Genomic DNA, 25,240 nt, shown 5'->3' on the forward strand with positions numbered 1-25,240 from the left:
GCTTACAGAAATTCAATTACTTTTTTAACCACTTTATTTTCCCGGTAAATTTTACGGTGCCCCAGTTCTTTTGTGATCATGAACTCGATATTGGGTGGTGATTTTTTAATGATGGGCTTTACATCCTTTAACGGGGTAACATCATCATCTTCGTCGTGGATCCACAGAATCTGCGCATGGATCTGGTTCAATGCCCGGGGAATGGAATAATAATCTGCGGTAACCCCTCCCTTCTCGAGAATGATCTGCTCGAATTCTTCCCGTACTTTTTCGTCGAGCTGCAGCATTTTGAAAAGAGAATTGATGGCAGACCTGGTTTCAGTTGCCGGTGCGATCAAAGCAACCCTTGTATGGTCACTGTGCTGGATGTTTTCCAGGAAATGGGTAATGGCCAGTCCGCCAAAAGAATGCGCCATAAAACTATCAACGGGCCCAAACTCATTATAAACAGTAGCAATTGTTTTTATATATAGGGGTAAAACAATCTGCCGCCCTTCTGAAGCGCCATGGGCCGGTGCATCAGCAGCAATGACCTCGTAGCCCTTTTTGACCAGCGGCACGATATAACGGTCAAAATTCCGCGAAGAGGATTCGAAACCGTGAAGGATCATCACTTTTTTTATTCCGCCCTTGTTCCAGCGGTAAACCGCCACCCGGTAGCCCTCCACCTGTACATATAACCGATCTGCCTTTTCAAAAACCGGTGCTTCCTTTTTTTTGGAACGCCGGAAAGGTGTACTGAAAATCTCAAAGGCCATTTCGGCCGCTTTACGTTTGGAAAAAACACCCGTAAAATTCAGCTTTGCCCGCAGGTAATTCAGCGCCAGCTTTTGTGCTATTTTCATGCCCTCAAATGTACGTCATGAATATTGTAATAATAGGTACCGGGAATGTGGCAAAAGTTCTGGGCATACAGCTAAAGAATGCAGGTCATCGGGTGGTGCAGGTGGTGGGAAGAAATGAACATCGCGCCGATGAACTCGCCACCCTGCTGGGCAGCAGTTTCACAACCAGCTTCAGCACCATTCGTCAGGACGCACACCTTTACCTGGCCGCCATTACAGACAATGCATTACCCGAATTGCAGCAACACCTGCGACTGCCTGGTAAATGGATTTTCCATACGGCAGGTTCTGTTCCGGCGGATGTATTATCCGGTATCTCAGAGAATTATGGAGTGTTGTACCCCCTTCAAAGCCTGAGGGGAAAACAACCAGCGACAGGCCAGATACCTTTTCTCATCAATGCCTCCCGTGAAGCAGGTCTGCAACTCTTAAAAAACCTGCTGGCTTCCCTGAACGCATCTTTCCAGGTAAGCACCGATGCACAAAGGCTGAAAATGCATCTCGCTGCCGTATGGGTGAATAATTTTGCCAACTACCTCTACAGCATTGCCTTCCGTATCTGCCGGGAAAACCAGCTTGATTTCGCTTTGCTCTATCCCCTGATACATGAAACAGGCCTGCGTTTAAGCCAACAACCCGGGACCTGCCCTGATCCATTCCAATGGCAGACCGGACCTGCCATCAGGCATGATGACCATACCATCAACCGGCACCTGCAGCTACTGGAAGGCCATGCTGACTGGCAGGATTTGTACAGCAGGATGACCGCAGGAATACAGGAGACGGGGGCAATGGGGTGAAAAATCCTCACCAACTATTCTATCGACTGAACTATATCAGTCCTTACATCATACATCGATTTTTTCGTGGAGGGGTCATCCACATAAATATCATAAGGGGCGCCTGATGCTTTTTTGTTGTTGGCAGTGAGCCACTCACGTATACGGTCATACGCCAGCCCGGTTTCTTCATACGGGCCATAAAAATGTACAATCACCGCTTTCCCAGCAGGCAATTTGCGAAACTTAACCCGGCCTGTTGTTGCTGAAGGAAGTGATTTTACCGGGATGGCAGCTTCCAGTACAAATGGTTCTTTTTCGGTATAATACCAGGACATCGGCATACCGGCCATGTCAAGATTCTGCTTCAACAGGAAGTCGCTGATCTCCCCATAGGCTTTTTGCAGTTTCGGGCCAATATCCCCCATAACGGTAGCAGTATCCATAATGGTTAACACCTGGAATGCGGGCACAGTTATCTCTTCAATGGTCATACGGGCCTCCTCACCCTTCAATGTGCCATTTTCAATTTTTTGCCTGAGCTGTGCCAGCCCTTTCTCAAAATCAGGACCGATCATCCGGTCAAAAAACAATCCCATCCAGCGGTTTACCGGATTATGACCCATTGCAGCATCCATTTTCCAGGTAACGGTGGTCTTCCCGTTTGCTTCTGTCAATTCCCAGCCACCAGCCGATGGCTGGTCAAAACCTTCAAACTCCAGGCTGGTATTAACCCATTTATCCGGAATCGCGTCGGAAATGGTGAGTTTCCCATTGCCAACTTCGGGGTGTTTGCTTTCCCATTTATACCATGCGCCTTTCCCGCGGGTAACCGGACTGTATTCCTGCTTCATGGCGGTGTCTTTCTGGTTCCAGGGCATCCAGTGATTGTACGTCTTCAATTCACTCAGCACATTATATACAGTGGAGACCGGTGCATTGATGCTGACTGACCTTGAAACGGAAACGGTACCCGGTAAGAACGCGCCGATAATAAGGAGGATACCGACAATTGCGGCTATCCATAACAATACCCTGATTACCCTTTTCATGTGATGGTTTTAGGACTGTTAAAGTAGGAAAATCTTTTACATACCTGCACAATTTGGTACACCAATAGTTATTTTTGACTTAATTATGTCGTTGCTCGAACAATTCAAAAACATTTCCACATTCATATTTGATATTGATGGCGTGCTGACCGATGGCACGCTATGGATATACGATGACGGACAGATGGTCAGGCGGATGAATATCAAGGATGGGTATGCCCTTCAGCTGGCCATCAAAAAAGGTTACCGGGTGCTGGTGATTTCTGGTGGGAACTCCGAGGCCGTAAAAGAAAGGTTACGCAAACTGGGGGTGACCGACGTGTACCTGAAAGTTGAAAACAAATCTGATCTGCTGGAGCAATACAGGGATTCAAATGGCCTGCACTTTCAGGAAATGCTTTATATGGGTGATGATATCCCCGATTATAATGTCATGAAAATTGTAGGGCTCGGCTGCGCCCCAGCTGATGCCGCACCAGAAATCAGGCATATCGCCCAGTATATCAGTCCGCTGAATGGCGGGGAAGGCTGCGTGCGGGAAGTCATCGAAAAAGTGATGAAACTGCGGGGCGACTGGAGTATAGACACCTCCGTTTCCAGTAAATGACAGGTGGATTTTGTTTAGCAATCGTTTTTTATAATTTAGCAGATCAATTCATCCGGCTTGAAACTAATCGGTGCATTTTTACGACTCATCAGATGGCCAAATATCTTTTTCATCATCATTACCCAGGTGTTGTTTTATACCTGTATCCTGATGCCTGCGATGAATCCCGGACTCGATTTCCTTTCCTGGTATGCACCGGTTAAACTAATCCCCCGATTTTTCTGGCTCCTGGTGCTTTCCTCCGTTTGCATTGCTGCGGCCGGTTATATCATCAACGACTATTTCGACCTTAATATCGACCAGGTTAATAAACCCGACGCCATTGTGATACAACGGATCATCCGGCGTCGCTGGGCCATCTTCTGGCACCTGTTCTTATCAGTAACCGGCATAACCATCGCATTCTACCTTTCCTGGAAACTCAGGAACCCGGTAATAGGATTTGCCAATTTCGGTTGTGCGTTATTGTTATGGCTATATTCCACGACTTTCAAAAAGCAATTGCTGATCGGGAATGTCCTTATCTCCCTGCTGACGGCATGGGTCATCCTTGTAATCTATTTTGCTGAACTCAGCGTAACCCGGCTTGATGAACCACATTACAGGGAACTGATCAAATCGGTATTCAAATTCACCATCATTTACAGCAGCTTTGCCTTTATTATTTCGCTCATCAGGGAAGTGGTCAAGGACATGGAGGACCGCGAGGGGGATGCGCGCTATGGTTGCCGGACCATGCCCATTGTGTGGGGTATCCCAGTCACCCGGATTTTCGTTTCCGTTTGGATAGTTGTCCTTGGGGCAGCATTGCTGATTGTGCAGATATACGGGTTACTGCAGGGCTGGTGGATGGGTTCACTGTTTTCCCTTGCCGCCGTCGTTTACCCATTGACCGGAATTTTTACCGGGCTGCAGAGAGCTACATCCACGGCAGACTACCACCGGCTCAGTATCAGGATAAAATGGGTAATGCTGGCAGGCATCCTTTCAATGATCTTTTTTAAATGGTACCTATGATGGAAAGAATAGTACTGGCTTCACAATCACCCCGTCGCAAACAGCTTCTTGAATGGGCAGAAATCCCCTTTGATATAATCGTAAGACCAACTGATGAAACCTTTCCGGACCACCTCCCCATAGAGGATATCCCGGTGCATATAGCCCGCCATAAAGCCGAAGTAGTGCAGGAAGAACTGAGCCATGACCTCCTGGTGCTGGCAGCCGACACGGTTGTTGTGCTTGGAAACCAGATCATTGGCAAACCCGTTGACCGTGAAGACGCCATCCGCATACTGATGCAGCTTTCAGGGCAAAGTCACCAGGTAATAACGGGAGTGGTTATGCGAAAAGGAAAACATGAACTGGCATTTTCAGATATCACCAGTGTTGAATTCCATCCGCTAACATATGAACAGGTAAGCTTTTATGTTGACAAATACCAGCCATTTGATAAAGCCGGGGCCTACGCCATTCAGGAATGGATCGGGGTTGTGGGGATCAAATCTATTGAAGGTGATTTTTACAACGTGATGGGACTGCCTGTAAGCCGTGTGGTCAAAGCGTTGACGAATTGGGTGTTTTAACCCTTGACCCGGGTGATCCCCTGCAATATTTTACCAATAAAAAATGCAGGAGCGACTCTTACAATTCATCTGGCAGGAAAAATATTTCAACGCTTCAGAATTGTTAACCGTAACAGGCGAAAAACTGATTATCCAGGATGGCGGCAGTTTCAATACCAACCAGGGACCCGACTTCACCAATGCCCGTATATTACTGGATGGAACTTTCTGGGCAGGCAATATTGAACTTCATACAAAAAGCTCACACTGGTATCAGCACCGTCATGAACAGGACCCTAATTACAGGAATATCATCCTGCATGTTGTTTGGGAGGATGATACGCCGGAACTGTCGCGGAGCCTTCCAACATTGGTCCTGCAAAACCGTGTTCCCTCCATCATGCTGTCGCGCTATTCAGACCTGATGATGCAGGCATCTGCCATCGCCTGTCAGCACCTGGTGGAAGATGTTCCGCGGGACCTGTGGTTACACTGGAAAAAAGACCTGCTGCACCAGCGCCTTCGCCGCAAAGCAGCCATGGTACTGGACCTGCTGAAAGAAGCCCGCAACCATTGGGAGGAATGCCACTGGTGGTGGACGGCCAGGCATTTTGGCGGACCGGTCAATGGAGCGTTTTTTGAGCAGGTGGCCAGAAGCATTTCTATTAAACAGCTGGCAAGGCACAGGAACCAGGTGATTCAGCTTGAGGCCCTGTTATTGGGCCAGGCCAACCTGCTGGATGAATCCAACAGTGACCCGTACGTGCAGTTATTGCAGCGGGAATTTCAATACCTCAGGGAAAAATATTCCCTCCGCCAGGTGCACGGCCGCGTGCAGAAACTCAGGATGAGGCCGGCAGCCTTCCCCGAAGTGAGGCTGGCACAGCTGGCTATGCTGCTGCACAGGGGCGGACAATTGCACCAGAGGATGATTGAAACAACCGGGTTACGGGAGCTTGAAAATCTGCTCGACATTACAGCCAATGATTTCTGGCATTATCATTATACCCTTCAGGAAGCTACGCCTTACCAGCCAAAACACATCGGGCAGGAGATGGGCCATCAACTTATCATCAATGCCATTGTGCCATTGGTGTATGCAGCCGGACTGCGCCAGCACCAAAGCCTGTTGCAGCAAAGGGCTGTTTCCTGGCTGGAACAGATTACGGCTGAACAGAACAGCCTTTTACGGGGTTGGGAAAGGGCAGGTGTGGAAATAATCAATGCTGCAGAAAGCCAGGCAATGACAGAACTGAAAAAATGCTATTGCACTGCCAAACGCTGCCTTGATTGCGAGATCGGAAAATTCCTGCTGAACCGTTCCTGAATCACCCGTCGGGTGGTACCCGACGGGTGGAAAAAACAAACCGGTCCGTGAAGATTACCACTCATATTTCAGGTCAACCTCCATATCAGAGGAAAGACTTTTGAAAACCGGGCAGGTGTTCCCAACCCTTTCAAGAATGGTCATGTCTTTTTCACTTAGGTTTAACGTTTTTGGAAAACGTATAACAACTTCTATTTTTCCGATCCGGCGCGGGTCACTTACCATGTGTTTCTGGATGTCAATTGTTGTTCCCGCCAGTTCAATATTCATATCCTGGGCTTTGATACCCATTGTAGTAATAGCGCAGGTTCCAAGCGCCACGCAAACCATATCGGTAGGAGAAAAACGCTCTCCCTTACCACGGTTATCCGTAGGCGCATCGGTTTCAATAGTAGTACCACTCTGGTTATGGGTTGCCTTACAACGCAAATGCCCTTCGTAAACAACTGATGCTGTCATGCTGTTATTTTTGCATAAATTTACGCAAGCTGCTATCTAAAATCATGACCGTGAAAAAAATACTGTTACTGTCGCTCGGAATTGTGATCACATCCATGACCTGGGCCCAAACAAATCCATCCTCCAAACGAAAGGATAAAAAATCGGAAAAGAAGGAAAGGATCAATGCCCTCATAAAAATGGAAGAGGAAGGAGAACTTATTTTCAATAAGCATAATATATTCGGATTCAAATTAAACTCTGACGGATGGGGAATGTCATTTGAAAAAGGCAAGTTCATCACCCCCCGGAAAACTCGGATTATACAGATAGAATTCAACGAAAAGAAGCATCCCAAAGAAGAAAAGGACGCGGGAAGCTTTGACTTTTTTACAGGTAATGTGAACCAGTACATATTCGGCAAGGCGAACAATTTCTACCAGCTCAAGGGATCATATGGCCAGCAATACCTGATCGGCGGAAAATCGAATAAGAACGGGGTGTCGGTTTCAGCTCTCTGGGCCGGTGGGGTGGCGCTGGGAATTGAAAAACCTTATTATGTAGATGCCCAGGACCGTACCACCAATGAAGGGGTAAGGGTAAAATTCGCAGATATTGAGGAAAAACTCAACCAGTACACCTATCTGGGTGCCTCCGGGTTTACTGTTGGCTGGGGAGAAATGCAGCTAAACCCCGGCGCCCACCTGAAAACTGCGCTGAGGTTTGATTACGGCCGCTTTAATGAAGTGGTATCTGCCATCGAAGCCGGGGTAAATGTTGAATATTACAGCGGTAAAGTGCAGCAAATGATTAAAAACAAGGAAAGAAACCTCTTTTTCAACGCATACGTATCCCTGCTCTTTGGTAAGCGGAAGTAATGTAATTTTGTGGATTATGCAGGAATTACCCGTTGTTTCAGCCTTAAAGGATAGTGAATCCAAAATCAAAAAGCCCAATTGGCTCCGTGTTAAATTACCTACAGGGGAGAGCTATAAGCACGTAAGGTCCCTGGTCGATACACATAAACTTCATACCATCTGCGAAAGTGGTAATTGCCCGAATATGGGCGAATGCTGGGGAGAAGGTACGGCCACTTTTATGATCCTGGGCAATACCTGTACCCGCAGCTGTGGTTTTTGTGCCGTAGCCACCGGCAGGCCGGACCCTGTTGACTGGGATGAACCCCAGCGGGTGGCGGAAGCCATCTTCCTGATGAAAGTAAAACATGCCGTAATCACCTCAGTTGACCGGGATGAACTGAAAGATGGGGGTTCCACCATCTGGTACAATACCATCAGGGCAGTGAAACAACTCAATCCCGATACCACCCTGGAAACACTGATCCCCGATTTCAGGGGGTTCAGGGACCAGGTACAGCGCGTTATTGATGCCGCCCCTGAAGTGGTTTCACACAATATTGAAACCGTTGAAAGACTCACCAAAAAAGTAAGGATACAAGCCAAATACTGGCGCAGTATGGAAGTATTAAGGACCTTGAAAGAAGGTGGCATGCGGGTAAAATCGGGCATCATGCTGGGACTCGGTGAAACAAAGGAAGAAGTAATGCGCACCCTGGCAGATCTTCGCGACAACGGGGTAGACGTGGTAACCATCGGGCAGTACCTGCAGCCGACCAAAAAACACCTGCCGGTCGACCGCTTTGTACATCCCGATGAATTTGCAGAATACCGGGAGGCAGGGTATAACCTGGGGCTTGATTATGTTGAAAGCGGCCCACTGGTTCGTTCCTCCTATCACTCTGAAAGGCATGTGATTCCGGGTTATGGCAAGGAAAAATGGCTGCAGGAAAAAGCCAACAGCGAAATTTACCTGTCAAAATAAAGTTTTAAAAATGTTCCATTTCTCAAAGGCCTTTACCGGCCTTTTATTTTTTGCAGGCTTTTTATTTGTCAGTTCCCCGTTGACCGCACAATTCAGGTGGGTGAAGGTTGATTCCGGCTATGGCCCCATGCCGGCGGGCCTCAGCTTATACCAATCGGAAGGGCAATTAAATGGCAAACCTTTCCGGGCATATTATGCGGAAGCAGACCTCGGCAACCGCAGCTTGTGGTTTTCCAATGACACCAGTGAGAACAGGCGATTAACCCCGTCGCAGTTTTATGAAAAGCTGGGGCATCCCGCCCTGGTGGTCAACACCAGTTTTTTTTCCTTTCAGACCAACCGCAACCTGAACCTGGTGTTTAACCGCAAAAAGATTCTGGCTTATAATATTCAGACCATTCGCGCCAGGGGGAAAGATTCCCTGATGTATCATCATCCATATGGATCTGCACTGGGCATCAGGCGTAACAGGACAGCGGATATAGCCTGGACATTTACTGACAGCAGCCGTAAACACGTATATGCATTGCAGTTACCTGTTGCGGCTCCGAAGGACAGTTTTCCCACATTCACCAAAAAAAGGGCAGACGAATATTCCACAATCTTTTCGCACAAAGGTAAAGGACGCCAACTCAGGAAATGGCGCATGCAAACTGCGTTGGGCGGGGGGCCTGTGCTGGTGCAGAATGGCCAGATCAGGATAACCAATAATGAGGAAATGAAATTCGCCGGAAAAGCCATCAATGATGCACACCCCAGAACCGGTATCGGTTATACGAAGGATGGAAAACTTATTGTTATGGTGGTGGAGGGAAGAAACCCGGGAATTGCAACTGGTGCCACCCTGTCGGAATTTGCGGAACTATTTCAGTCGCTCGGCTGTGAAGAAGCCATGAACCTGGATGGTGGCGGCAGCTCTACAATGCTCATCAACGGTAAGGAAACAATCAGGCCGTCGGATAAAGGTGGCCAGCGCGCCGTACCGGCCGTGTTTTTGGTGAAAGGAAAGCAGTAAGAGCTGAGAAAAATATTCCCCACCTCTTACTACTTAGATTTCCTTATAAAGAAGCATGTCCCTGCTTCATCTCCCATACCAGCGCGCTGGCACCGAGGATGGCAGCATCTGCTTCGTGAAGGTCACTCTTAATAACCTTCACTTTATTCTTGAAGATCGGCAGGAGATTTTTCTCCATATGCTCGATAGTAGGATCAAAGATCAGTTTGCCTGCCTTTATCAGTCCGCCAAAAAGGATGATCGCTTCCGGGGAAGAGAACATCACGAAGTTGGCCAGGGATTCGCCCAGTATCTGTCCGGTGAACCGGTAAACATCCTGGGAAATTTCATCCCCCTGCATGGCACAATCAAAAATTTGCTTGCTGGTCAGTTCTTCGAGATTGTACTTACGTAACATGCTATCCTTTTCAGGATGCTCCTGCAGCATTTCCCTTGCGGTCAGCACCACACCCGTTGCAGAAGCATAGGCTTCCAATGACCCATATAGTTCAGTTGACCAGTGTTTGCGGCCTCCAGGACGGATAATGGTATGTCCCAGTTCACCGGCAAAACCATCATGACCATAGATCAGTTGGCCGTTGGCCACAATGCCGCTGCCAACGCCGGTTCCCAGTGTAATGGTAATAAAATCACGCATACCCTTCGCCGCACCATACTGCATTTCTCCCACCGCCGCCGCATTGGCGTCATTGGTAAGGGCTGTTGGGAGGTTCATCCTTTCTGACACCATATCAGCCAGGGGAACCACACCTTCCCAGCGAAGATTTGGTGCATATTCAATCGTGCCTGTATAATAGTTGCCATTGGGTGCCCCGATACCGATACCCTTGATCAGGCTTTCTCCTCCGACTTTATCAATCATCAGGTTCAGCCGCACACAAAGTGCATCCACAAAAGCTTCCGGTGTTTCATATTCCGGGGTTGAGAGCTGCTCATATTGCAACACTTCGCCGCGGCGGTTTACAATCCCGCATTTTGTATTGGTGCCACCGATATCAACACCAATCGCATATTCAAGAGGTATTTTAGTCATACTCATAATAATAAAATTAATGTCCACCGCCTACCTGGCTGTCGAAATCAAGGCCCTGGGACTTCAGAACGTTGCGAAGCTTGATCGCAAGATAAGCAAGGAAGGCAAAACATATCGCCGCAACCACATAGGAATAGTGCATCCCGATTCCTTCCATATCACCTAATGTACCCTGCAGTGGCGGAATAACTGCCCCACCAAGGATCATCATGATCAGGAAAGCGGAGCCCTGGCTGGTATACTTACCCAGACCGGCTACACCCAGCGAGAAAATACATGGCCACATTACTGAACAGCAAAGTCCGCCTGCCATCAGGGCATACACAGAAACAATGCCTTTGGTAAACACACCAACCAGCATGGCGATGGTTGCCAGAATAGCGAAAGTAAGCAGGGTCTTTACCGGTTTTTCCTGGCCATAGAAGAAAGCGATGATCATTATGACGATAACACCGGCATAAGCATAGATATCACGGATATCATTTCCGTATATTTTATTAACTATCAGGATCACGGCAAAAGCGATGAATGGAACCACAATGGTTGCAATGCGTTTACCCATGGCTGACAGGTTAAATACCCCGATGGCACCAGTCCAGCGTCCGATCATCATACTGCCCCAGTAAAGAGAAATATAGTGGGAAATCTGACTTTCATCCAATCCTGCCTCCGTGAAATAGCCGGGTGTTTTCAGCAATGCCCCGAAGTTATTGTCAATTGTAACTTCCGCACCTACATAAACGAAGATGCCGATCATACCAAAGATCAGTTGCTGGTAGCGCATTGCCCCCCAGCCTTCACTGTTCTTAACGGCCTGGGCATTGGAATAGAAAAGGATGCCGATAACGACCACCAGCGTCAGGAGCAGTAAAACCAGTTTGTCAATTTCAGTGAATTGGCCAATCAGGATGATAACCAGGACAAGACCTGTCATCAACAATAATGAACCTGAAGCCTTATTGGCCTTTTCAAACTTCTCGTCGTTTTTACCTGCAGGCAGTTTTGAAAAAGTAAAGAAAAGTGCAACAGCCGCAAATACAGAAGCAACGATCAGGTAAAGGGTATTGATATTGGTGATGGTAATGTCTGCATGCTGGCCACCAACTGTTCCAAAGAGGAAGAAACTTACGATAATGGGGCCCAGTGTGGTTCCCAATGAGTTCACGCCACCACCCAGATTAAGTCTGTGTGAACCGGTTGAAGGATCACCCAGGACAATGGCAAATGGCTGCGCAGCTGTCTGCTGCAGGGAAAAACCAAGTGCAACCACGAAAAAAGAACCCAGCAGGGCGGGAAATGAATTGGCATTTGCCGAAGGGATGATCAGCAAAGCACCGGCCACTGAGATCCAGAGCCCGTAAATAATACCTTTTTTGTAACCTATCTTGTTCAGGATATCATACCCGAAAACATTGGAAACAATGAACAGAAGGAGACTGCCGATAAAATAAGCTCCATAAAACGCAGAACCGATTAACTGGCTCTGAAACTGGTTGAGGCTGAAATGTGTTTTACAGAATGGGATCAGAATACTGTTGGAGGCAGCAATGAATCCCCAGAAAAAGAACACTACTACCAGCGTTGCAAGGGCGCCGGTATTAGTTGGTTGTTTGGTTTGAGACATAATTGTTCCGGGTTTTAGTTTTGCAAAAAGTACTTGCAGTTAAGGGGTGAAAATATGAAGAATTTTATTTGATTTAAATTTTTTAAGTTGTTAGGGGCCGCAATACTTTTTCTTGTTATATTCATCTGCAATTTTTTCTATGGAAATTCTTCATGTTTCAGCCGAATGTTATCCCGTTGCCAAAGCCGGAGGCTTAGGAGATGTAGTGGGCGCCTTGCCCAAATACCTCAACGCTGCCGGACATATTGCCAAGGTGGTAATGCCCATGTACCGTACCAAATTTCTCTATGAGAACAAATGGGAGGTTGTTCATAAATCAAGCGCCTACCTTGGAACTAATTGGTTTGACTATACCATTATCAAAGAGAAAACCAACAAACTCGGGTTTGACCTCTACCTGGTTGACATCAATGGCCTGCTCGATCGCGAAAAAATCTACTCTTACCCCGATGATGCCGAAAGGTTTACATCCTTCCAGATCGCGGTGGTGGACTGGGTCAGCTCCTGGAAACACCACCCCGATATCATTCATGTTCATGATCACCATACAGCGCTGATCCCATTCATGATGAAACATTGCTACCAGTACATGCATCTCGCCGATATCCCAACCGTACTGACCATCCACAATGCACAATACCAGGGATGGATGGATTGGGACAAATCAGATTATATTCCTCACTGGGACGGCTGGAGATGGGGGGTCCTGGACTGGAACAATATGATCAATCCGCTGGCAGCAGGAATCCGCTGTGCCTGGAAGGTAACCACCGTCAGCTGGAGTTATCTCCACGAAATGCGCCAGGAAAGCAATGGACTTGAAGCCCTGTTTGAATATGAAAAAGGTAAATGCGTCGGTATCATAAATGGTATTGATACCAGGGTCTGGGACCCGGAAACTGATTCCTACCTTGACCATCACTTTTCCATCAAAACCCTGGAAGAAGGAAAAAGGGCTAACAAGTTGGAACTCTGCGAAGAGTTCGGACTAAACCCCGATAAACCATTGTTCATTTTCATCGGTCGGCTGGTGGGAGAGAAAGCCGCTGACCTCTTACCAAAAGCAATAGGCGATTCGCTGTACTATATTGACCAGCGCATGAACTTCCTGGTTCTGGGTAGCGGAGAGCCGCATATCGAAGAGGAACTGAACAATATGCGCAGTTACTGGATGGGTTACTACAATTCTAAGATCGGTTACAACGAAAAACTGAGTCATAAAATGTATGCAGGCGCTGACTTCCTGCTGATGCCCAGCAGGGTAGAGCCCTGCGGGCTGAACCAGCTCTATTCCATGAGATATGGTACCGTTCCGGTAGTTCGCCGGACTGGCGGATTACGGGATACTGTTATAGATTATGCTGAACCAGGCGGTTACGGAATCTGTTTCAATCATGCCAGCGTAGGCGATATCACCCATGCGATTTTCCGGGGGGTTGACTTGTACGAAGATCAGGAACACTTTACCGAAATCCGGAAAAAGCTGATGGAAAAAGATTTTAGCTGGGATATTAGTGCAGAACAATACATCGACTTGTACAAATCTTTATTATCTTAATAACCGAGACCGAAATAAACCCAATTCTAATCCAAAAGCAACGATATGTCAATCAGTAAAGAAATGCTTGCCGTGATCCTGGGGGGTGGTGCAGGCACCCGTTTATATCCCTTAACAGCCAGCAGAAGTAAGCCAGCCGTTCCTATTGCAGGGAAGTACCGACTCGTGGATATTCCTATTTCAAACTGTATGAACTCGAACATCAACAGGATGTTTGTACTGACTCAGTTTAACTCCGCCTCATTAAACAGGCATATCAAGAATACCTATCATTTCAGTGCATTCAGTTCGGCATTTGTGGACATCCTGGCAGCAGAACAAACACCCGACAACCCCACCTGGTTCCAGGGAACAGCGGATGCGGTGAGGCAGAGCCTTCGACATATCGGACCGTTTGAAAGTGAATACGTGCTGATACTTTCGGGAGACCAGTTGTACCAGATGGATTTCAGCGATATGCTGGAAAACCATAAAAAACATGGCGCCGATATTTCCATAGCCACTATCCCGGTTGGAGACAGGGAAGCGCCTGAATTCGGTATCCTTAAGGCCAGCGAAGGTTTCATAACTTCTTTTATTGAAAAACCAAAGAAGGAACTTCTGCCCGAATGGATCAGTGAAACAGGCGAAGAGATGCGCGCCCAGGGCCGCAATTACCTGGCATCCATGGGTATCTATATTTTCAACAGGAAGCTTCTGTTCGACCTGCTGGAGAACGAGAAAAAAGACGCCACCGATTTTGGGAAGGAGATCATACCCGAGTCAATCGACAAATATAAAGTGGCCAGTTACCAGTACGACGGTTACTGGACTGATATCGGTAATATCTATTCATTCTTTGAAGCCAATCTCAGCCTGACCCAGGACATCCCCGAATTCAACCTTTTTGACAATAAAAACGCGATTTATACCCGCGCCAGGATGCTGCCACCCGCCAAAATCAGCGGATCCACTTTAGAAAAAACCATAATCGCTGAGGGTTCCATCATCAATGCTTCGAGGGTGGAAAACACGGTTGTAGGTATCCGTTCGAGGATTGGTCATGGCACCACGGTAGTAAGCAGTTACCTGATGGGTAATGACTACTTTGAGACCATTGCCGAGATGAACCATGCCCGCGAACATGGACAGCCCATACTTGGAATCGGTGACCGTTGTTATATCAAGAATGCCATCGTCGACAAAAATGTCCGCATAGGTGATGATGTCCGCATCAATGGCGGGGATCACCTGGCCAATTGCGACCATGCGCTCTATACAGTAAAAGACGGAATCGTGGTAGTGAAGAAAGGCGCTGTAATCCCGAATGGATTTGTCATCTGATACAGTTTGATGGCAGATAGTTGATTTCCGACTACAGAAAAGGGAACGGTTTCCATATGAATTTATTTAAGGTCCGGTAATAACCCGGACCTTTTTTATTGACCCATTCACCCATTGACCCATTCACCTATTCACTTTTTTCCCCTATATTCGAATCTGTGTATTTTATACACATTAAAACACGATTGCCATGGCTGTATCAGCTAGTACCGGGAGCCAGCAAAAAAGCGGGCTCCTTCCAAAACCCAGATTAACCGTTGCCCAGATCTTCACCATGAGTTTTGGATTCATGGGAATACAATTCGGGTTCGCACTGCAGAATGGAAATACCAGCCGCATCCTCCGGTCTTTTGGCGCCGATGTGGAACACCTGCCCATGTTCTGGCTGGTTGCCCCCCTGGTAGGAATGATCGTCCAGCCCATCATCGGACATTACAGTGACCGCACCTGGAACCGGTTTGGAAGAAGGAAACCCTATTTCCTGACTGGCGCCATACTATCCTCACTGGCCCTGGTTTTCCTGCCCAATTCAGGTGCCCTTGCCGGCATTATTCCAGCTCTCTGGATCGGCGCAGGCATGGTGATGGTGATGGATGCTTCATTTAATATAGCCATGGAACCCTTCCGGGCATTGGTGGCGGATAACCTTTCCGACAACCAGCGTACCATGGGTTTTAGTATCCAGACATTCCTTATTGGCCTTGGTGCAGTAGCAGGCTCCATTCTTCCCGAATGGCTGGCGGGAAGTGGATTCAGCATGGAGGCAGGCACTGATGGTGTGGCAGACAATATCAAATACTCCTTTTATATCGGTGCGGCAGTTTTTATCGCAGCCATATTAATTACCGTTTTCTTTTCGAAGGAATACCCACCGAAGGAATATGAACAATACCATGGCAAACAGGAAGGCACACACGAAAAATCCGGACTGTCTGCAATTCTCCGTGATTTTGGCAATATGCCTAAAACAATGAAGCAGCTGGGACTTGTTCAGTTTTTCAGCTGGTTTGCCTTATTCAGCATGTGGGTGTTTACCACTGATGCCGTGGCCACGCATGTTTACGGCCTGAGTGGTGAATATTCCAAAACCGTTGAATACAATGACGCCGGCAACAAAGTGAGTTCAGCTTTTGGCGTATATAATTTCGTTGCAATGATCTACGCCCTATTCCTGCCATTCATTGCAAAACAGTTTGGCCGTAAAATGACGCATGCTTTTTCGCTGGTAGCCGGAGGTGTCGGACTGATCTCCATTTATTTTCTCAAAGATCCCTCCATGCTGAAATTCTCAATGGTGGGAGTGGGGCTCGCCTGGGCCAGTATCCTGGCAATGCCTTACGTGATTTTATCCAGCTCCATCCCACCGGGCAAACTCGGCATTTACATGGGCATATTCAACTTTTTTATCACCCTCCCCCAAATTGTAAATGGATTATTCGGTGGCTGGATTGTCAAAAACATTTATAATGGGGAACCGGTTTATGCCATTGTGCTGGCTGGATTCTTCATGCTTTGCGCAGCAGTCAGTGTACTGTTTGTGTATGATGAAGGATGGGTAAAAATCAAAGAGGAGAAACTAATCAACATAAAAACCAACACACAAGGATGAAACAGTTCAGGTTGACCATAATCCTTTTGCTGCTGGCAGCAGCGGCAGGTGCACAGGAAGTAAATTTCTATCCGACCAATTGGTGGCTGGGAATGAACAACCCCCGCGTACAGGTAATGCTTCATAGCAAGGATATCGGAAAAGGAGATATCACCATGGCAGAATACGCCGGTGTGCAACTCGAAAAAGTCCATAAAGCTGAAAACCCTAATTATGTTTTCCTCGACCTGCTCATAACAGGAGCGGCAAAACCGGGAAACCTTTCCTTCACAGTGAAGCAGGGAAAAAACAGCCGTACACTTCAATATCCAATCGGCGCCCGCAGGAAAGGCAACGGTAAAGACTATGCCAAAGGAGTAACTTCTGAAGACCTGGTATATTTACTGATCCCCGACCGTTTCAGTAATGGTGATCCATCCAACGATAAAATTCCCGGGCTGCTCGACCAGACCCTAAACAGGGATTCCATTTACCACCGCCATGGCGGCGACCTGAAGGGCATCATCAAGCACCTTGATTACCTGCAGGACCTGGGCGTAACGGCATTATGGCTCCTGCCCGTATGGCAGAATAACATGCCCGACCGTACCGAACACGGTTATGCCATCACCAACCACTACAGGGTGGAACCACGATTAGGTACAAACGAAGATTACCTGGCCCTCAGCAATGAATTGCACAACCGCGGCATGAAACTGGTACAGGATGTGATCTACAACCACACAGGTCTTTTCCACTTCTTCGTGCAGGATAAACCCATGAAAGACTGGCTGCATGAATGGCCAGCCTATACCCAGACCAATTATAAGGACCAGATATTATTTGACCCTTACGCCAGCACCACGGACCGGAAGAAATTGCTGGACGGGTGGTTCACACCCATGATGCCCGACCTCAACCAGGGAAATCCGTTTGTGGCCAATTTTCTCATCCAGCATGCCATCTGGAGTGTGGAGCAGTTTGGTGTGGACGGATGGCGCATAGATACCTATATCTACAATGACCTGGACTTCATGAACCGCTGTAACAAGGCCCTGCTGGATGAATACCCGCAGATCTCCATATTTGGCGAAACCTGGGTGCATGGCGTTCCAAACCAGGCATACTTTACCGCCAACAACCTGGGTGATGTGCCATTTAAAAGCAATCTTCCAGCGACTACAGATTTCCAGCAATTGTTTTACGGTATCCAGGAGACCCTTACCAAGCCTTTTGGCTGGACAGACGGTGTAAATAAATTGTACACGACTACGGCCCAGGACTATATGTACAGGGACCCGATGAAACAGGTTATTTTTCTTGACAACCATGACCTTGCCCGTTTTTATTCAGTAATAGGGGAGGACACCGCAAAGTATAAAATTGCCCTCAGCTGGTTGCTGACATTCCGTGGCGTGCCGCAACTTTACTATGGCAATGAAAACCTGATGACTGGTTTCACCAATCCTGATGGCTGGGTTCGCCTGGATTTTAAAGGAGGATGGCCGGGTGATAAGGAAAACAAATTCACGTCCGCAGGCCGCACCGCAAAAGAAAATGAAATTTTCAACCATCTTCGCAGCCTCGCACAGTTCCGCAGGCAATCCAGCGCCATTAAAACCGGTAAGCTGATGCAGTTCGTCCCTGAAGATGGAGTTTATGTGTACTTCCGTTACGACGGCAACCAGACCATTATGTGTGTAATGAATACCAACACCACAGAAAAAACCATCGAAACAGGCAGGTACAGTGAGCGTACCAACGGTTTTAAAAAAGGGCTTGATATTCCCACCGGGAAAACCTACGAACTCAACGGCAAACTGACCCTGTCCCCAATGAGCATGCTGGTGCTGAACCTAGGTGTCTGACATGTTACAGGTGTCTGACGTTCTTCAGGCGTCTGACGTTTGTGATTGGTGAATTCATTGACCCTAAACGTCAGACGCCTGGAATACGTCACCTGAAACATGTCAGACACCTATAAAAGTGACCACCAGGTAAACTTTTCACCACGCTTACCCCAGTCGGAGAAGGAGGATTTTAACATTGGTGCCATCTGCGGAGCATCGATCTTTTTCCCCTTGTCATTTATGGTAAATACCGAAGCAGGAGGAAGATTCAGTTCCACCTTTGTGGCAAACCAGGTACTGTACAGCCGCGGAACTGCCAAACCAAGTATCATTCCTGGCAGGCCGCCAAATGACTCAGGACCGCCGCTGACAGGGATCTCGTCGGTATAAAAAGCAACAACATAAACAGAATCACTGATGATGCCAACTGCCTTGCGGCAATCAAAACCCGCTATCTGGCGAAACTCATTGCTGATCTTCCACTGTACCTTATTGAGACTGTCGGTAACAATAAAGGTTTCCTCAAATACCTTCTTGCGGCTGGAATATTTCTGGCTGTTAAAATCAGTCAGCACAATGTTTTCCTTGGCCGGCCCTATCAGCCAGGGCTCTACCTTTGTATCCGTTTGACGACCCGGTTTGTAAATGGACTTTTCGCGGGTAAAGGAAAGATTGAAATAGGAATCATGGAAACGTGGTTGCCGTTTGATGAACTCCTTGAAAAACTCACCTTGTTCTTCATCCATTTCAAACTGGCGGTGTACATTGATCTTCCGCTCATATTCAATTACCCCGTTTGAAATAAATACAGCCTGCGCCTGCAGGAAAGAAACCGAAAAGACAAGGCCGGCAATCAATATAAACTTTTTCATAAGCATCAGTTGGTTCCGGGTTGTTTATTAAAATTCCAGTTAAAGCTCAGCAACCAGTAACGACGCAATGTCTGGTAAGTATTTTCGGTAATAAAATTGCTCGAAGCATTCCGCTGGAAGCCGATGTTCTGGTTCAGGATATCATTCATGCTGAACCGGATTTCACCGGCATTGTTCTTCCAGAATTTTTTTCCAAGGTGGGCATTCCACAACCATACATTCCTGTTTGCTCCGAATACATCGGTTTTCTGCCGCCAGGAATAACTCAGGTTCGACTGGATTTCCATTTTCCACGGAAGGTCCACCGTGCCATTTAACTCCGTGGTAGTTGTCCAGTATTTGGTTACCACATCAGGTCGGATAGACGACCTGCTCTGGGTAAAACTGGGCCCGAAATCCGCACTAAAACGGTATTTTTTTTCTTTTTCATGGGAAATACTAAAATTGGTCCCTATGTTAAAATACTTATTGGTATTCCTGATACCATTGACCAGGTTATTGTTTTTACCCCCATTATAATACAGGTTGGCGTTCATGTTGACTTTTGCTTTTTTAAATTCCTTCCAGTACCCGGTATATGCATAATAATTCAGGTTCCCATTCATATTTACAAACTGTGTTAGCCTGCGGCCCACACTATCCACAAAGCTCCCAGAACTGATGGCATTGTCTACAAAATTTCCGCCGCCGTTGATGTAAATGTTCCTTCCGCTGAGCACTTTATAATCACTTGCGAAGAAGTTGAAATTATGCCGGAACTCCTGTTTCAGATCAGGATTTCCGATCTGGATGTTCAGCGGATCGGCATTCTCCCTTACCGGCTGGATCTGCTGCAATGCTGGTTGCCTGGTGCTTCCATTGTAACTGAAATTCAGGTTACGCTGGGCCCCCAGTTTAAACCGGATATTGGCCCTGGGAAAGAAATTGACGAAATTATAGGAATAGGCCGTATCTGCCCGCAGGTCTTTCTGGCGGAAATCGGCACTTGAAATATTGGAGCCAAAAGATGCCGTAATAACCGGGCCATTGAACCTGAAATTCATTCCGCCACTATGGGTATTGAAATTAAAGGCATAATCACTGCTGAAGAGGCTGTCCAGTTCACTGTACTTCCCATCCTCCGCTTTATTAAAGGAACTTCTGAGGGCCTTGCTGTTATTGACACGATAGCCATAATTGGTTTCCAGGAACCATTTTTTCGACAAAGGCTCTGTGTAGGATATCTTCCCGCCCAGTATATTGCTTTGTGAATAATTCATCTTTTTCTGGTCAACTGTATCAATACTGAAATTCTCGCCTTTACTGTTAAAGAAACTATTGATGGAAAGGAGGGCTCCATCCCTGTCTTCCGAATTGTACTGCTGTTCAAAAGTTACACTCAGTGTGCGGCCTTTTTTCTTAAACCTCTGCCGCCATATAGCGTTTGTTTTCCATTGTTCGCGCTGCCCGATGGACGACAGATCCCTTATCTGGGCATTCACAGGATTTTGGTCTTCCGACAGGGATGAGGACCGGAATGATGATTCATTGGCAGCGTCTGTCAGGCTTCCATTTACCGATACCTTTACACTCGACATGGAATCCAGCTTCAGGTCATAAAACCCACTCAGCTGGTTACGCTGGTTCTGCGTAAAAGTCCTGCGGAACTGATTGGTATAATAAAGTGTATCGGGCAGGATATACTGGCTGATGGTGCTGCCCTCATTTTCGATATTCTGTTTATAAAACTGGTAATTGGAGTTAAGATGCTTTTTATCGCCATCCCATTTGTTTGAATAATGTCCGCCTGCGGTCCAGGCCCTCGGCAAGCCCTCGCCATTGAAACGACCACCCCAGGTATTAAATTCATCCGATTCGGAGTAAGAATAAAAATAACCCTCCTCTTCGTTGAACTCCATATTATCACCCCCGCCGAATTTCTGGTTATCCTGCCAGTTCAGACCGGCTTTACCAGTGTTCGACATGGTACCATAGACAGCCATTTTTCGTTTGCCTTTGAACAGGTTCACCATAGCTTCATTCTCATAATACCTTGGCAATCCACCGGCCAGTTTCACCCTGCCAAAAGCCCCCTTTTTCTTATCTTCCTTCAGTGTCAGGTTGATCGTTTTCATCTTCTCACCATCATCAATACCCGTAAATGCGGCCTGCTCGCTTTTTTTATCAAATACCTGTACTTTCTCCACTGCGTCAGCCCGCAGGTTCTGGGTCACCACCGCAGGATCATCACTGAAGAACTCTTCCCCATCCACCAGTATCTTCTGAACAGTTTCGCCCTGTGCTGTGATCTGGCCGTTCTTATCCACCTGCAAGCCTGGCAGTTTCTTCAGCAGGGCTTCTACGTTGGCTCCCTCGCGAACGGCGAAACTATCCGCCCTGAATTCCAGGGTATCGCCCTTTACCCTGATTGCGCCGATCTTCTGGGAAACAATCACCTCCTCCAGCAATACCGACTTTTTAATCAGGTTGATTTTCCCAAGGTCCAGGAAATCGGATTCAGGTTTTACCACATCCATGAAATCCGCAAACTTCGGATAGGTGACCAGCAATATATAGGGAGTACCGGGAGCAGATGAAATTTTGAATTTTCCGGCTTCATCCGTTCGGGTATGTTTCAATAAAACGGAGTCTTTCGACAGAAGTGCCACCACCGCATTGACCAGTGGTTTTTTCTCAGAAGTGTCTGCCACCATTCCGCTGATTTCGGAATGCTGGGCAAAAAGGTTGCCTGCCAGTAGCAGGCACGGGATAAGGTTCAGTAACTTTCTCATAAACGGTTAGATGCGAAAAACCAAAAATTGTACATTAATCCCTAATTGAAAAACAAAGGACCTATAATTTAACGTTAAAGCCTGACTAAACGAAATCCCGGACAAACCCGGAATTACCTTAATTTTAAGCTAACTGCAAGCTTATGTCTACACCTGTTACTTCCCGTTACGAACAAGATAACTTTATAGACTCCACCAAAAAGGTGTGGAACTTCTCCATACTAACGGAAGAGGATATACGCAATTTTCAAAATGGCACGCATTACACACTATACGAAAAATTCGGTTCGCATCCCTTAAAGGTACTTGATAAATGGGGAATATATTTCGCCGTCTGGGCACCCAATGCCACCAGCGTTTCGGTGAAGGGCAATTTCAACGACTGGAAAAACAACGAATTCGAACTGTATCCCCGCTGGGACAAAAGCGGTATTTGGGAAGGGTTTATTCCCGGACTGGGTTTGGGTGAAGTATACAAATACCGGATAAAAGGCTTCCAGGGAATAGAAACTGACAAAGGTGACCCGTTTGCCAATTTCTGGGAGAAAAGGCCCCTGACCGCATCCATCACCTGGGACCTTCAATACGACTGGAAAGACCTGGACTGGATGAATATCCGTAAAAAACACAATGCGCTGAATGCGCCATGGAGCGTGTATGAAGTTCACCTTGCCAGCTGGATGCGTCCCGATAAAAACGACGAGGAAACCTATAATACCTACGAACAGATTACCCACCGGCTGGTGCCCTATGTAAAGGAGATGGGGTTCACACATGTGGAGTTCATGCCAGTTATGGAACACCCCTTTGACGGCAGCTGGGGTTACCAGGGCACGGGGTATTTTGCACCCACATCAAGATTCGGGTCGCCCCAGGAATTCAAGGCCATGATCGATGCCTTTCATAATGAAGGTATCGGGGTTATCCTCGATTGGGTTCCATCCCATTTCCCTTATGACTCTCACGGACTGTTCATGTTCGATGGCACACATACCTACGAATATGCGGATATGCGTAAGGGTTATCATCCCGACTGGAACTCCTATATATTCAATTACAAACGGGGAGAAGTGAAGTCCTTCCTGATCAGCAGCGCCCGATTCTGGTTCGACCATTTCCATATTGACGGTATCAGGGTGGACGCCGTTTCATCCATGCTCAAACTGAATTATTCGCGCAACGAAGGACAGTGGGAACCAAATGAATTCGGGGGGGATGGCAATCTGGAAGCAATTGCTTTTATCAAGGATCTTAATGAAACCATTTTCCGCGATTTCCCCGATGTGCAGACCATCGCGGAAGAAGCTACCGACTGGCCGGGTGTATCCAAACCAACTTTTGAAGGCGGGCTCGGTTTCGGCATGAAATGGATGATGGGCTGGATGCACGATACCCTCCGCTATTTCAAGCAGGACCCGATCTACCGCCAGTTCAATCAGGATTCCTTCACCTTCAGCATGATGTATTATAATGATGAAAACTTCATGCTGCCACTCAGCCATGATGAAGTGGTACACGGTAAGAGCCCGATGATCTATAAGATGCCCGGGGATGAGTGGCAGAAATTTGCCAACCTGCGCCTGTTGTACTCCTATATGTTTACACATCCGGGGGGGAAGCTCCTTTTTATGGGCGATGAATTTGGCACAACAGTTGAATGGAACTATAAAAGCGAACTGCCCTGGGAGCTGATGCAATATGAAAGCCACCTCGGAATGAAAACCTGCGTGGCGGACCTCTGCAGGCTGCTGAAAGAAGAGCCTGCCATGTACGAACGCCAGTTTGAGCCCGGCGGCTTTGAATGGGTGGACCTGAATCACCGGGCTGAATCTGTTATGGTGTTCAGGAGAAAAGGATTACTCCCGGAAGACGATCTGCTGGTGGTGCTGAACATGACCCCCGAAGTGCGGCGCGACTGGAAAATAACCACCTATGGAAAAGAAGTCTGGAAAGAGATATTCAACAGCAACGAAGCAAAATACTGGGGAACGGGCGATGTTTTCAACCCCGCACCTGAAGTAAAAGAGGTGGATAAAATTAACAGGCTCTTCGAAATAAACCTGCACCTCCCTCCGTTAGGAGCAATTGTGTTAAAGTAATTACTTATGAAGCAGCTGATTCTGACCGTGATATTGAGTATGAGTATATTGATGGGGTTCGGGCAATCAGACAGTTTGTCTTATTACCTGCACAAAGGCGAAGAAGCGGCTTCGGGCCGGCAAATGCAGCCGGCTTACCAGTATTATAAACATGCTGTTGCCATCGATGCTTCCAACACTGAAGCCCTGAAAGGCCTGGCGGATGCTGCTTACGAAACCAGGTCCTATATCGTGGCAAGGGAAACCTATAAAAAATTCCACGAACTACAACCCAAAGATACTTTTACCATCAGCCGGCTGGCTGAACTGAATTTCAATACCCGCCAGTGGCAGGATGCCATAGATATGGCCCGGAAAGCAAAAATGCTGGGCTTTGGTGAACGCTTCGACTGGCTGATCGCCAGGTCATTCTTCCAGATGGAACAATATGGCAGTGCGGTTGAATACATCGAAAGGGCCTGGAAACGGGATAGTTCTGATGCCCAGATGCCTTTTGTGGCTGCCAGGGCTTTTATTGAACTGAGCAATTACCGCCGCGCAGCTGGTTGTTATGAGCAGGCCCTGCGGCTGGATCCCAACAATGTACAGTGGATGTACGAAGCAGCCATGACCTGGTCTGCCATCCCCGATGATGCAAGGGCCATCCCGTGGTTTGAAAAAGCCATAGCTGCCAACCATCCGAGGACAATTGATTTCCTGACCAATATGGCGAACTCCTATTTCGGCAATAACCAATTTGAAAAAGGATTGCCACTGGTGGAGGAATTATTGCAGCAAAACCCGCAGGACCTGGAACTGCTATACCTTGCAGGGGAAGGCTACCTGCGCGCCGGCAGGCACCAGCAGGCCATCGATAGCTGGGATAAAATGCTGGCCATCGACAAAAACCAGGCCCGTGCTGTGTATATGATCGGTATTGCCTATATCAAAAAAGGCGATGACAAAAAAGGGCAGGCCCTTTGCGAGAAAGCCATCACCATGGATCCAGCCCTTTCCCGCCTCCGCGACAAACGTTCCAGCTTCGGTCTCTGATCGGCCAGCATGCTGCCATCCCG

At 47.4% G+C, this 25,240-nt stretch carries 21 protein-coding genes; 14 read left to right on the forward strand and 7 right to left on the reverse strand.

The window, feature by feature from the left end:
* Positions 1 to 2: 2 nt before the first annotated feature.
* Positions 3 to 845 carry an alpha/beta hydrolase gene (locus tag BC349_RS00615; protein WP_187254813.1) on the reverse strand — a complete coding sequence of 281 codons (843 nt, stop codon included), beginning with the start codon at positions 843 to 845 and terminating at the stop codon, positions 3 to 5.
* Positions 846 to 862: 17 nt separating this feature from the next.
* On the opposite strand from BC349_RS00615, the gene BC349_RS00620 reads away from it, so the two are divergent.
* Positions 863 to 1,645 (forward strand): Rossmann-like and DUF2520 domain-containing protein, encoded by a 783-nt coding sequence (locus tag BC349_RS00620; RefSeq protein WP_187254814.1) that lies wholly within the window; start codon positions 863 to 865, stop codon positions 1,643 to 1,645.
* 14 nt (positions 1,646 to 1,659) lie between these two features.
* Here the strand turns inward: BC349_RS00620 and BC349_RS00625 are convergent, their stop codons facing one another.
* Positions 1,660 to 2,676, reverse strand: a complete 1,017-nt coding sequence (locus BC349_RS00625) for an SRPBCC family protein (protein ID WP_187254815.1) — start codon at positions 2,674 to 2,676, stop codon at positions 1,660 to 1,662.
* Between the two features lie 85 nt (positions 2,677 to 2,761).
* Between BC349_RS00625 and BC349_RS00630 the strand changes: the two genes are divergently transcribed.
* Genes BC349_RS00630 through BC349_RS00645 form a run of 4 tightly spaced genes read left to right on the forward strand, consistent with a single transcriptional unit; the run spans position 2,762 to position 6,172 of the window.
* Positions 2,762 to 3,283 carry a KdsC family phosphatase gene (locus tag BC349_RS00630; RefSeq protein WP_187254816.1) on the forward strand — a complete coding sequence of 174 codons (522 nt, stop codon included), beginning with the start codon at positions 2,762 to 2,764 and terminating at the stop codon, positions 3,281 to 3,283.
* Positions 3,284 to 3,340: 57 nt separating this feature from the next.
* Positions 3,341 to 4,300, forward strand: coding sequence for a geranylgeranylglycerol-phosphate geranylgeranyltransferase (locus tag BC349_RS00635; RefSeq protein WP_187254817.1), 960 nt, complete (start codon positions 3,341 to 3,343; stop codon positions 4,298 to 4,300).
* Complete coding sequence (locus BC349_RS00640) at positions 4,297 to 4,866, forward strand: Maf family protein (protein ID WP_187254818.1); 570 nt, start codon at positions 4,297 to 4,299, stop codon at positions 4,864 to 4,866. The genes BC349_RS00635 and BC349_RS00640 overlap by 4 nt, the downstream gene beginning before the upstream one ends.
* Positions 4,867 to 4,909: 43 nt before the next feature.
* Entirely contained in the window at positions 4,910 to 6,172 is a 1,263-nt protein-coding gene (locus tag BC349_RS00645; RefSeq protein WP_187254819.1) for a DUF2851 family protein, read from the forward strand.
* 54 nt (positions 6,173 to 6,226) lie between these two features.
* On the opposite strand, the gene BC349_RS00650 is transcribed toward BC349_RS00645, so the two are convergent.
* Positions 6,227 to 6,631, reverse strand: coding sequence for an OsmC family protein (locus BC349_RS00650; RefSeq protein WP_187254820.1), 405 nt, complete (start codon positions 6,629 to 6,631; stop codon positions 6,227 to 6,229).
* A 50-nt stretch (positions 6,632 to 6,681) separates the two neighbouring features.
* Here BC349_RS00650 and BC349_RS00655 point away from each other — a divergent pair, with 50 nt between their 5' ends.
* The 3 genes from BC349_RS00655 to BC349_RS00665 are packed head-to-tail and all read left to right on the forward strand — an operon-like array spanning position 6,682 to position 9,467.
* Positions 6,682 to 7,488, forward strand: coding sequence for a hypothetical protein (locus BC349_RS00655; protein ID WP_187254821.1), 807 nt, complete (start codon positions 6,682 to 6,684; stop codon positions 7,486 to 7,488).
* Between the two features lie 16 nt (positions 7,489 to 7,504).
* Positions 7,505 to 8,452, forward strand: coding sequence for a lipoyl synthase (gene lipA / locus BC349_RS00660; RefSeq protein ID WP_187254822.1), 948 nt, complete (start codon positions 7,505 to 7,507; stop codon positions 8,450 to 8,452).
* A 10-nt stretch (positions 8,453 to 8,462) separates the two neighbouring features.
* The gene (locus BC349_RS00665; RefSeq protein ID WP_187254823.1) at positions 8,463 to 9,467 is read left to right on the forward strand and encodes a phosphodiester glycosidase family protein; all 1,005 of its coding nucleotides are present in this window, start codon (positions 8,463 to 8,465) and stop codon (positions 9,465 to 9,467) included.
* Positions 9,468 to 9,510: 43 nt separating this feature from the next.
* Here the strand turns inward: BC349_RS00665 and BC349_RS00670 are convergent, their stop codons facing one another.
* Both BC349_RS00670 and BC349_RS00675 read right to left on the reverse strand, forming a co-directional pair.
* Entirely contained in the window at positions 9,511 to 10,506 is a 996-nt protein-coding gene (locus BC349_RS00670; RefSeq protein WP_187254824.1) for an ROK family protein, read from the reverse strand.
* Positions 10,507 to 10,516: 10 nt separating this feature from the next.
* Positions 10,517 to 12,124 (reverse strand): MFS transporter, encoded by a 1,608-nt coding sequence (locus BC349_RS00675; protein ID WP_187254825.1) that lies wholly within the window; start codon positions 12,122 to 12,124, stop codon positions 10,517 to 10,519.
* Between the two features lie 139 nt (positions 12,125 to 12,263).
* On the opposite strand from BC349_RS00675, the gene BC349_RS00680 reads away from it, so the two are divergent.
* The 4 genes from BC349_RS00680 (at position 12,264) to BC349_RS00695 (ending at position 18,461) form a co-directional block, all read left to right on the forward strand.
* Complete coding sequence (locus BC349_RS00680) at positions 12,264 to 13,682, forward strand: glycogen synthase (RefSeq protein ID WP_187254826.1); 1,419 nt, start codon at positions 12,264 to 12,266, stop codon at positions 13,680 to 13,682.
* Between the two features lie 45 nt (positions 13,683 to 13,727).
* Positions 13,728 to 15,005 (forward strand): glucose-1-phosphate adenylyltransferase, encoded by a 1,278-nt coding sequence (locus BC349_RS00685; RefSeq protein ID WP_187254827.1) that lies wholly within the window; start codon positions 13,728 to 13,730, stop codon positions 15,003 to 15,005.
* 190 nt (positions 15,006 to 15,195) lie between these two features.
* Positions 15,196 to 16,614: an MFS transporter gene (locus BC349_RS00690; RefSeq protein ID WP_187254828.1), complete on the forward strand. Its 1,419-nt coding sequence runs from the start codon at positions 15,196 to 15,198 to the stop codon at positions 16,612 to 16,614.
* Positions 16,611 to 18,461, forward strand: coding sequence for a glycoside hydrolase family 13 protein (locus BC349_RS00695; protein WP_187254829.1), 1,851 nt, complete (start codon positions 16,611 to 16,613; stop codon positions 18,459 to 18,461). Before BC349_RS00690 ends, BC349_RS00695 begins: the two co-directional genes overlap by 4 nt.
* Before the next feature lie 110 nt (positions 18,462 to 18,571).
* Here the strand turns inward: BC349_RS00695 and BC349_RS00700 are convergent, their stop codons facing one another.
* Positions 18,572 to 19,315 (reverse strand): GLPGLI family protein, encoded by a 744-nt coding sequence (locus tag BC349_RS00700; protein ID WP_187254830.1) that lies wholly within the window; start codon positions 19,313 to 19,315, stop codon positions 18,572 to 18,574.
* Between the two features lie 5 nt (positions 19,316 to 19,320).
* Positions 19,321 to 22,086, reverse strand: coding sequence for an outer membrane beta-barrel family protein (locus BC349_RS00705; protein WP_187254831.1), 2,766 nt, complete (start codon positions 22,084 to 22,086; stop codon positions 19,321 to 19,323).
* A gap of 143 nt (positions 22,087 to 22,229) precedes the next feature.
* On the opposite strand from BC349_RS00705, the gene glgB reads away from it, so the two are divergent.
* Positions 22,230 to 24,185, forward strand: a complete 1,956-nt coding sequence (gene glgB / locus BC349_RS00710; protein ID WP_187254832.1) for a 1,4-alpha-glucan branching protein GlgB — start codon at positions 22,230 to 22,232, stop codon at positions 24,183 to 24,185.
* 6 nt (positions 24,186 to 24,191) lie between these two features.
* The gene (locus BC349_RS00715; protein ID WP_187254833.1) at positions 24,192 to 25,217 is read left to right on the forward strand and encodes a tetratricopeptide repeat protein; all 1,026 of its coding nucleotides are present in this window, start codon (positions 24,192 to 24,194) and stop codon (positions 25,215 to 25,217) included.
* Positions 25,218 to 25,240: the final 23 nt, after the last annotated feature.

The sequence above is a fragment of the Flavihumibacter stibioxidans genome (assembly GCF_014332695.1).
In the GTDB taxonomy this organism is placed as follows: Bacteria; Bacteroidota; Bacteroidia; order Chitinophagales; family Chitinophagaceae; genus Flavihumibacter; species Flavihumibacter stibioxidans.

Coding starts and splice junctions, on each gene's coding strand:
- BC349_RS00615 (WP_187254813.1), bottom strand. CDS start 845: ATGAAAATAGCACAAAAGCTGGCGCTGAATTACCTGCGGGCAAAGCTG.
- BC349_RS00620 (WP_187254814.1), top strand. CDS start 863: ATGAATATTGTAATAATAGGTACCGGGAATGTGGCAAAAGTTCTGGGC.
- BC349_RS00625 (WP_187254815.1), bottom strand. CDS start 2,676: ATGAAAAGGGTAATCAGGGTATTGTTATGGATAGCCGCAATTGTCGGT.
- BC349_RS00630 (WP_187254816.1), top strand. CDS start 2,762: ATGTCGTTGCTCGAACAATTCAAAAACATTTCCACATTCATATTTGAT.
- BC349_RS00640 (WP_187254818.1), top strand. CDS start 4,297: ATGATGGAAAGAATAGTACTGGCTTCACAATCACCCCGTCGCAAACAG.
- BC349_RS00645 (WP_187254819.1), top strand. CDS start 4,910: ATGCAGGAGCGACTCTTACAATTCATCTGGCAGGAAAAATATTTCAAC.
- BC349_RS00650 (WP_187254820.1), bottom strand. CDS start 6,631: ATGACAGCATCAGTTGTTTACGAAGGGCATTTGCGTTGTAAGGCAACC.
- lipA (WP_187254822.1), top strand. CDS start 7,505: ATGCAGGAATTACCCGTTGTTTCAGCCTTAAAGGATAGTGAATCCAAA.
- BC349_RS00665 (WP_187254823.1), top strand. CDS start 8,463: ATGTTCCATTTCTCAAAGGCCTTTACCGGCCTTTTATTTTTTGCAGGC.
- BC349_RS00670 (WP_187254824.1), bottom strand. CDS start 10,506: ATGAGTATGACTAAAATACCTCTTGAATATGCGATTGGTGTTGATATC.
- BC349_RS00675 (WP_187254825.1), bottom strand. CDS start 12,124: ATGTCTCAAACCAAACAACCAACTAATACCGGCGCCCTTGCAACGCTG.
- BC349_RS00680 (WP_187254826.1), top strand. CDS start 12,264: ATGGAAATTCTTCATGTTTCAGCCGAATGTTATCCCGTTGCCAAAGCC.
- BC349_RS00685 (WP_187254827.1), top strand. CDS start 13,728: ATGTCAATCAGTAAAGAAATGCTTGCCGTGATCCTGGGGGGTGGTGCA.
- BC349_RS00690 (WP_187254828.1), top strand. CDS start 15,196: ATGGCTGTATCAGCTAGTACCGGGAGCCAGCAAAAAAGCGGGCTCCTT.
- BC349_RS00695 (WP_187254829.1), top strand. CDS start 16,611: ATGAAACAGTTCAGGTTGACCATAATCCTTTTGCTGCTGGCAGCAGCG.
- BC349_RS00700 (WP_187254830.1), bottom strand. CDS start 19,315: ATGAAAAAGTTTATATTGATTGCCGGCCTTGTCTTTTCGGTTTCTTTC.
- BC349_RS00705 (WP_187254831.1), bottom strand. CDS start 22,086: ATGAGAAAGTTACTGAACCTTATCCCGTGCCTGCTACTGGCAGGCAAC.
- glgB (WP_187254832.1), top strand. CDS start 22,230: ATGTCTACACCTGTTACTTCCCGTTACGAACAAGATAACTTTATAGAC.
- BC349_RS00715 (WP_187254833.1), top strand. CDS start 24,192: ATGAAGCAGCTGATTCTGACCGTGATATTGAGTATGAGTATATTGATG.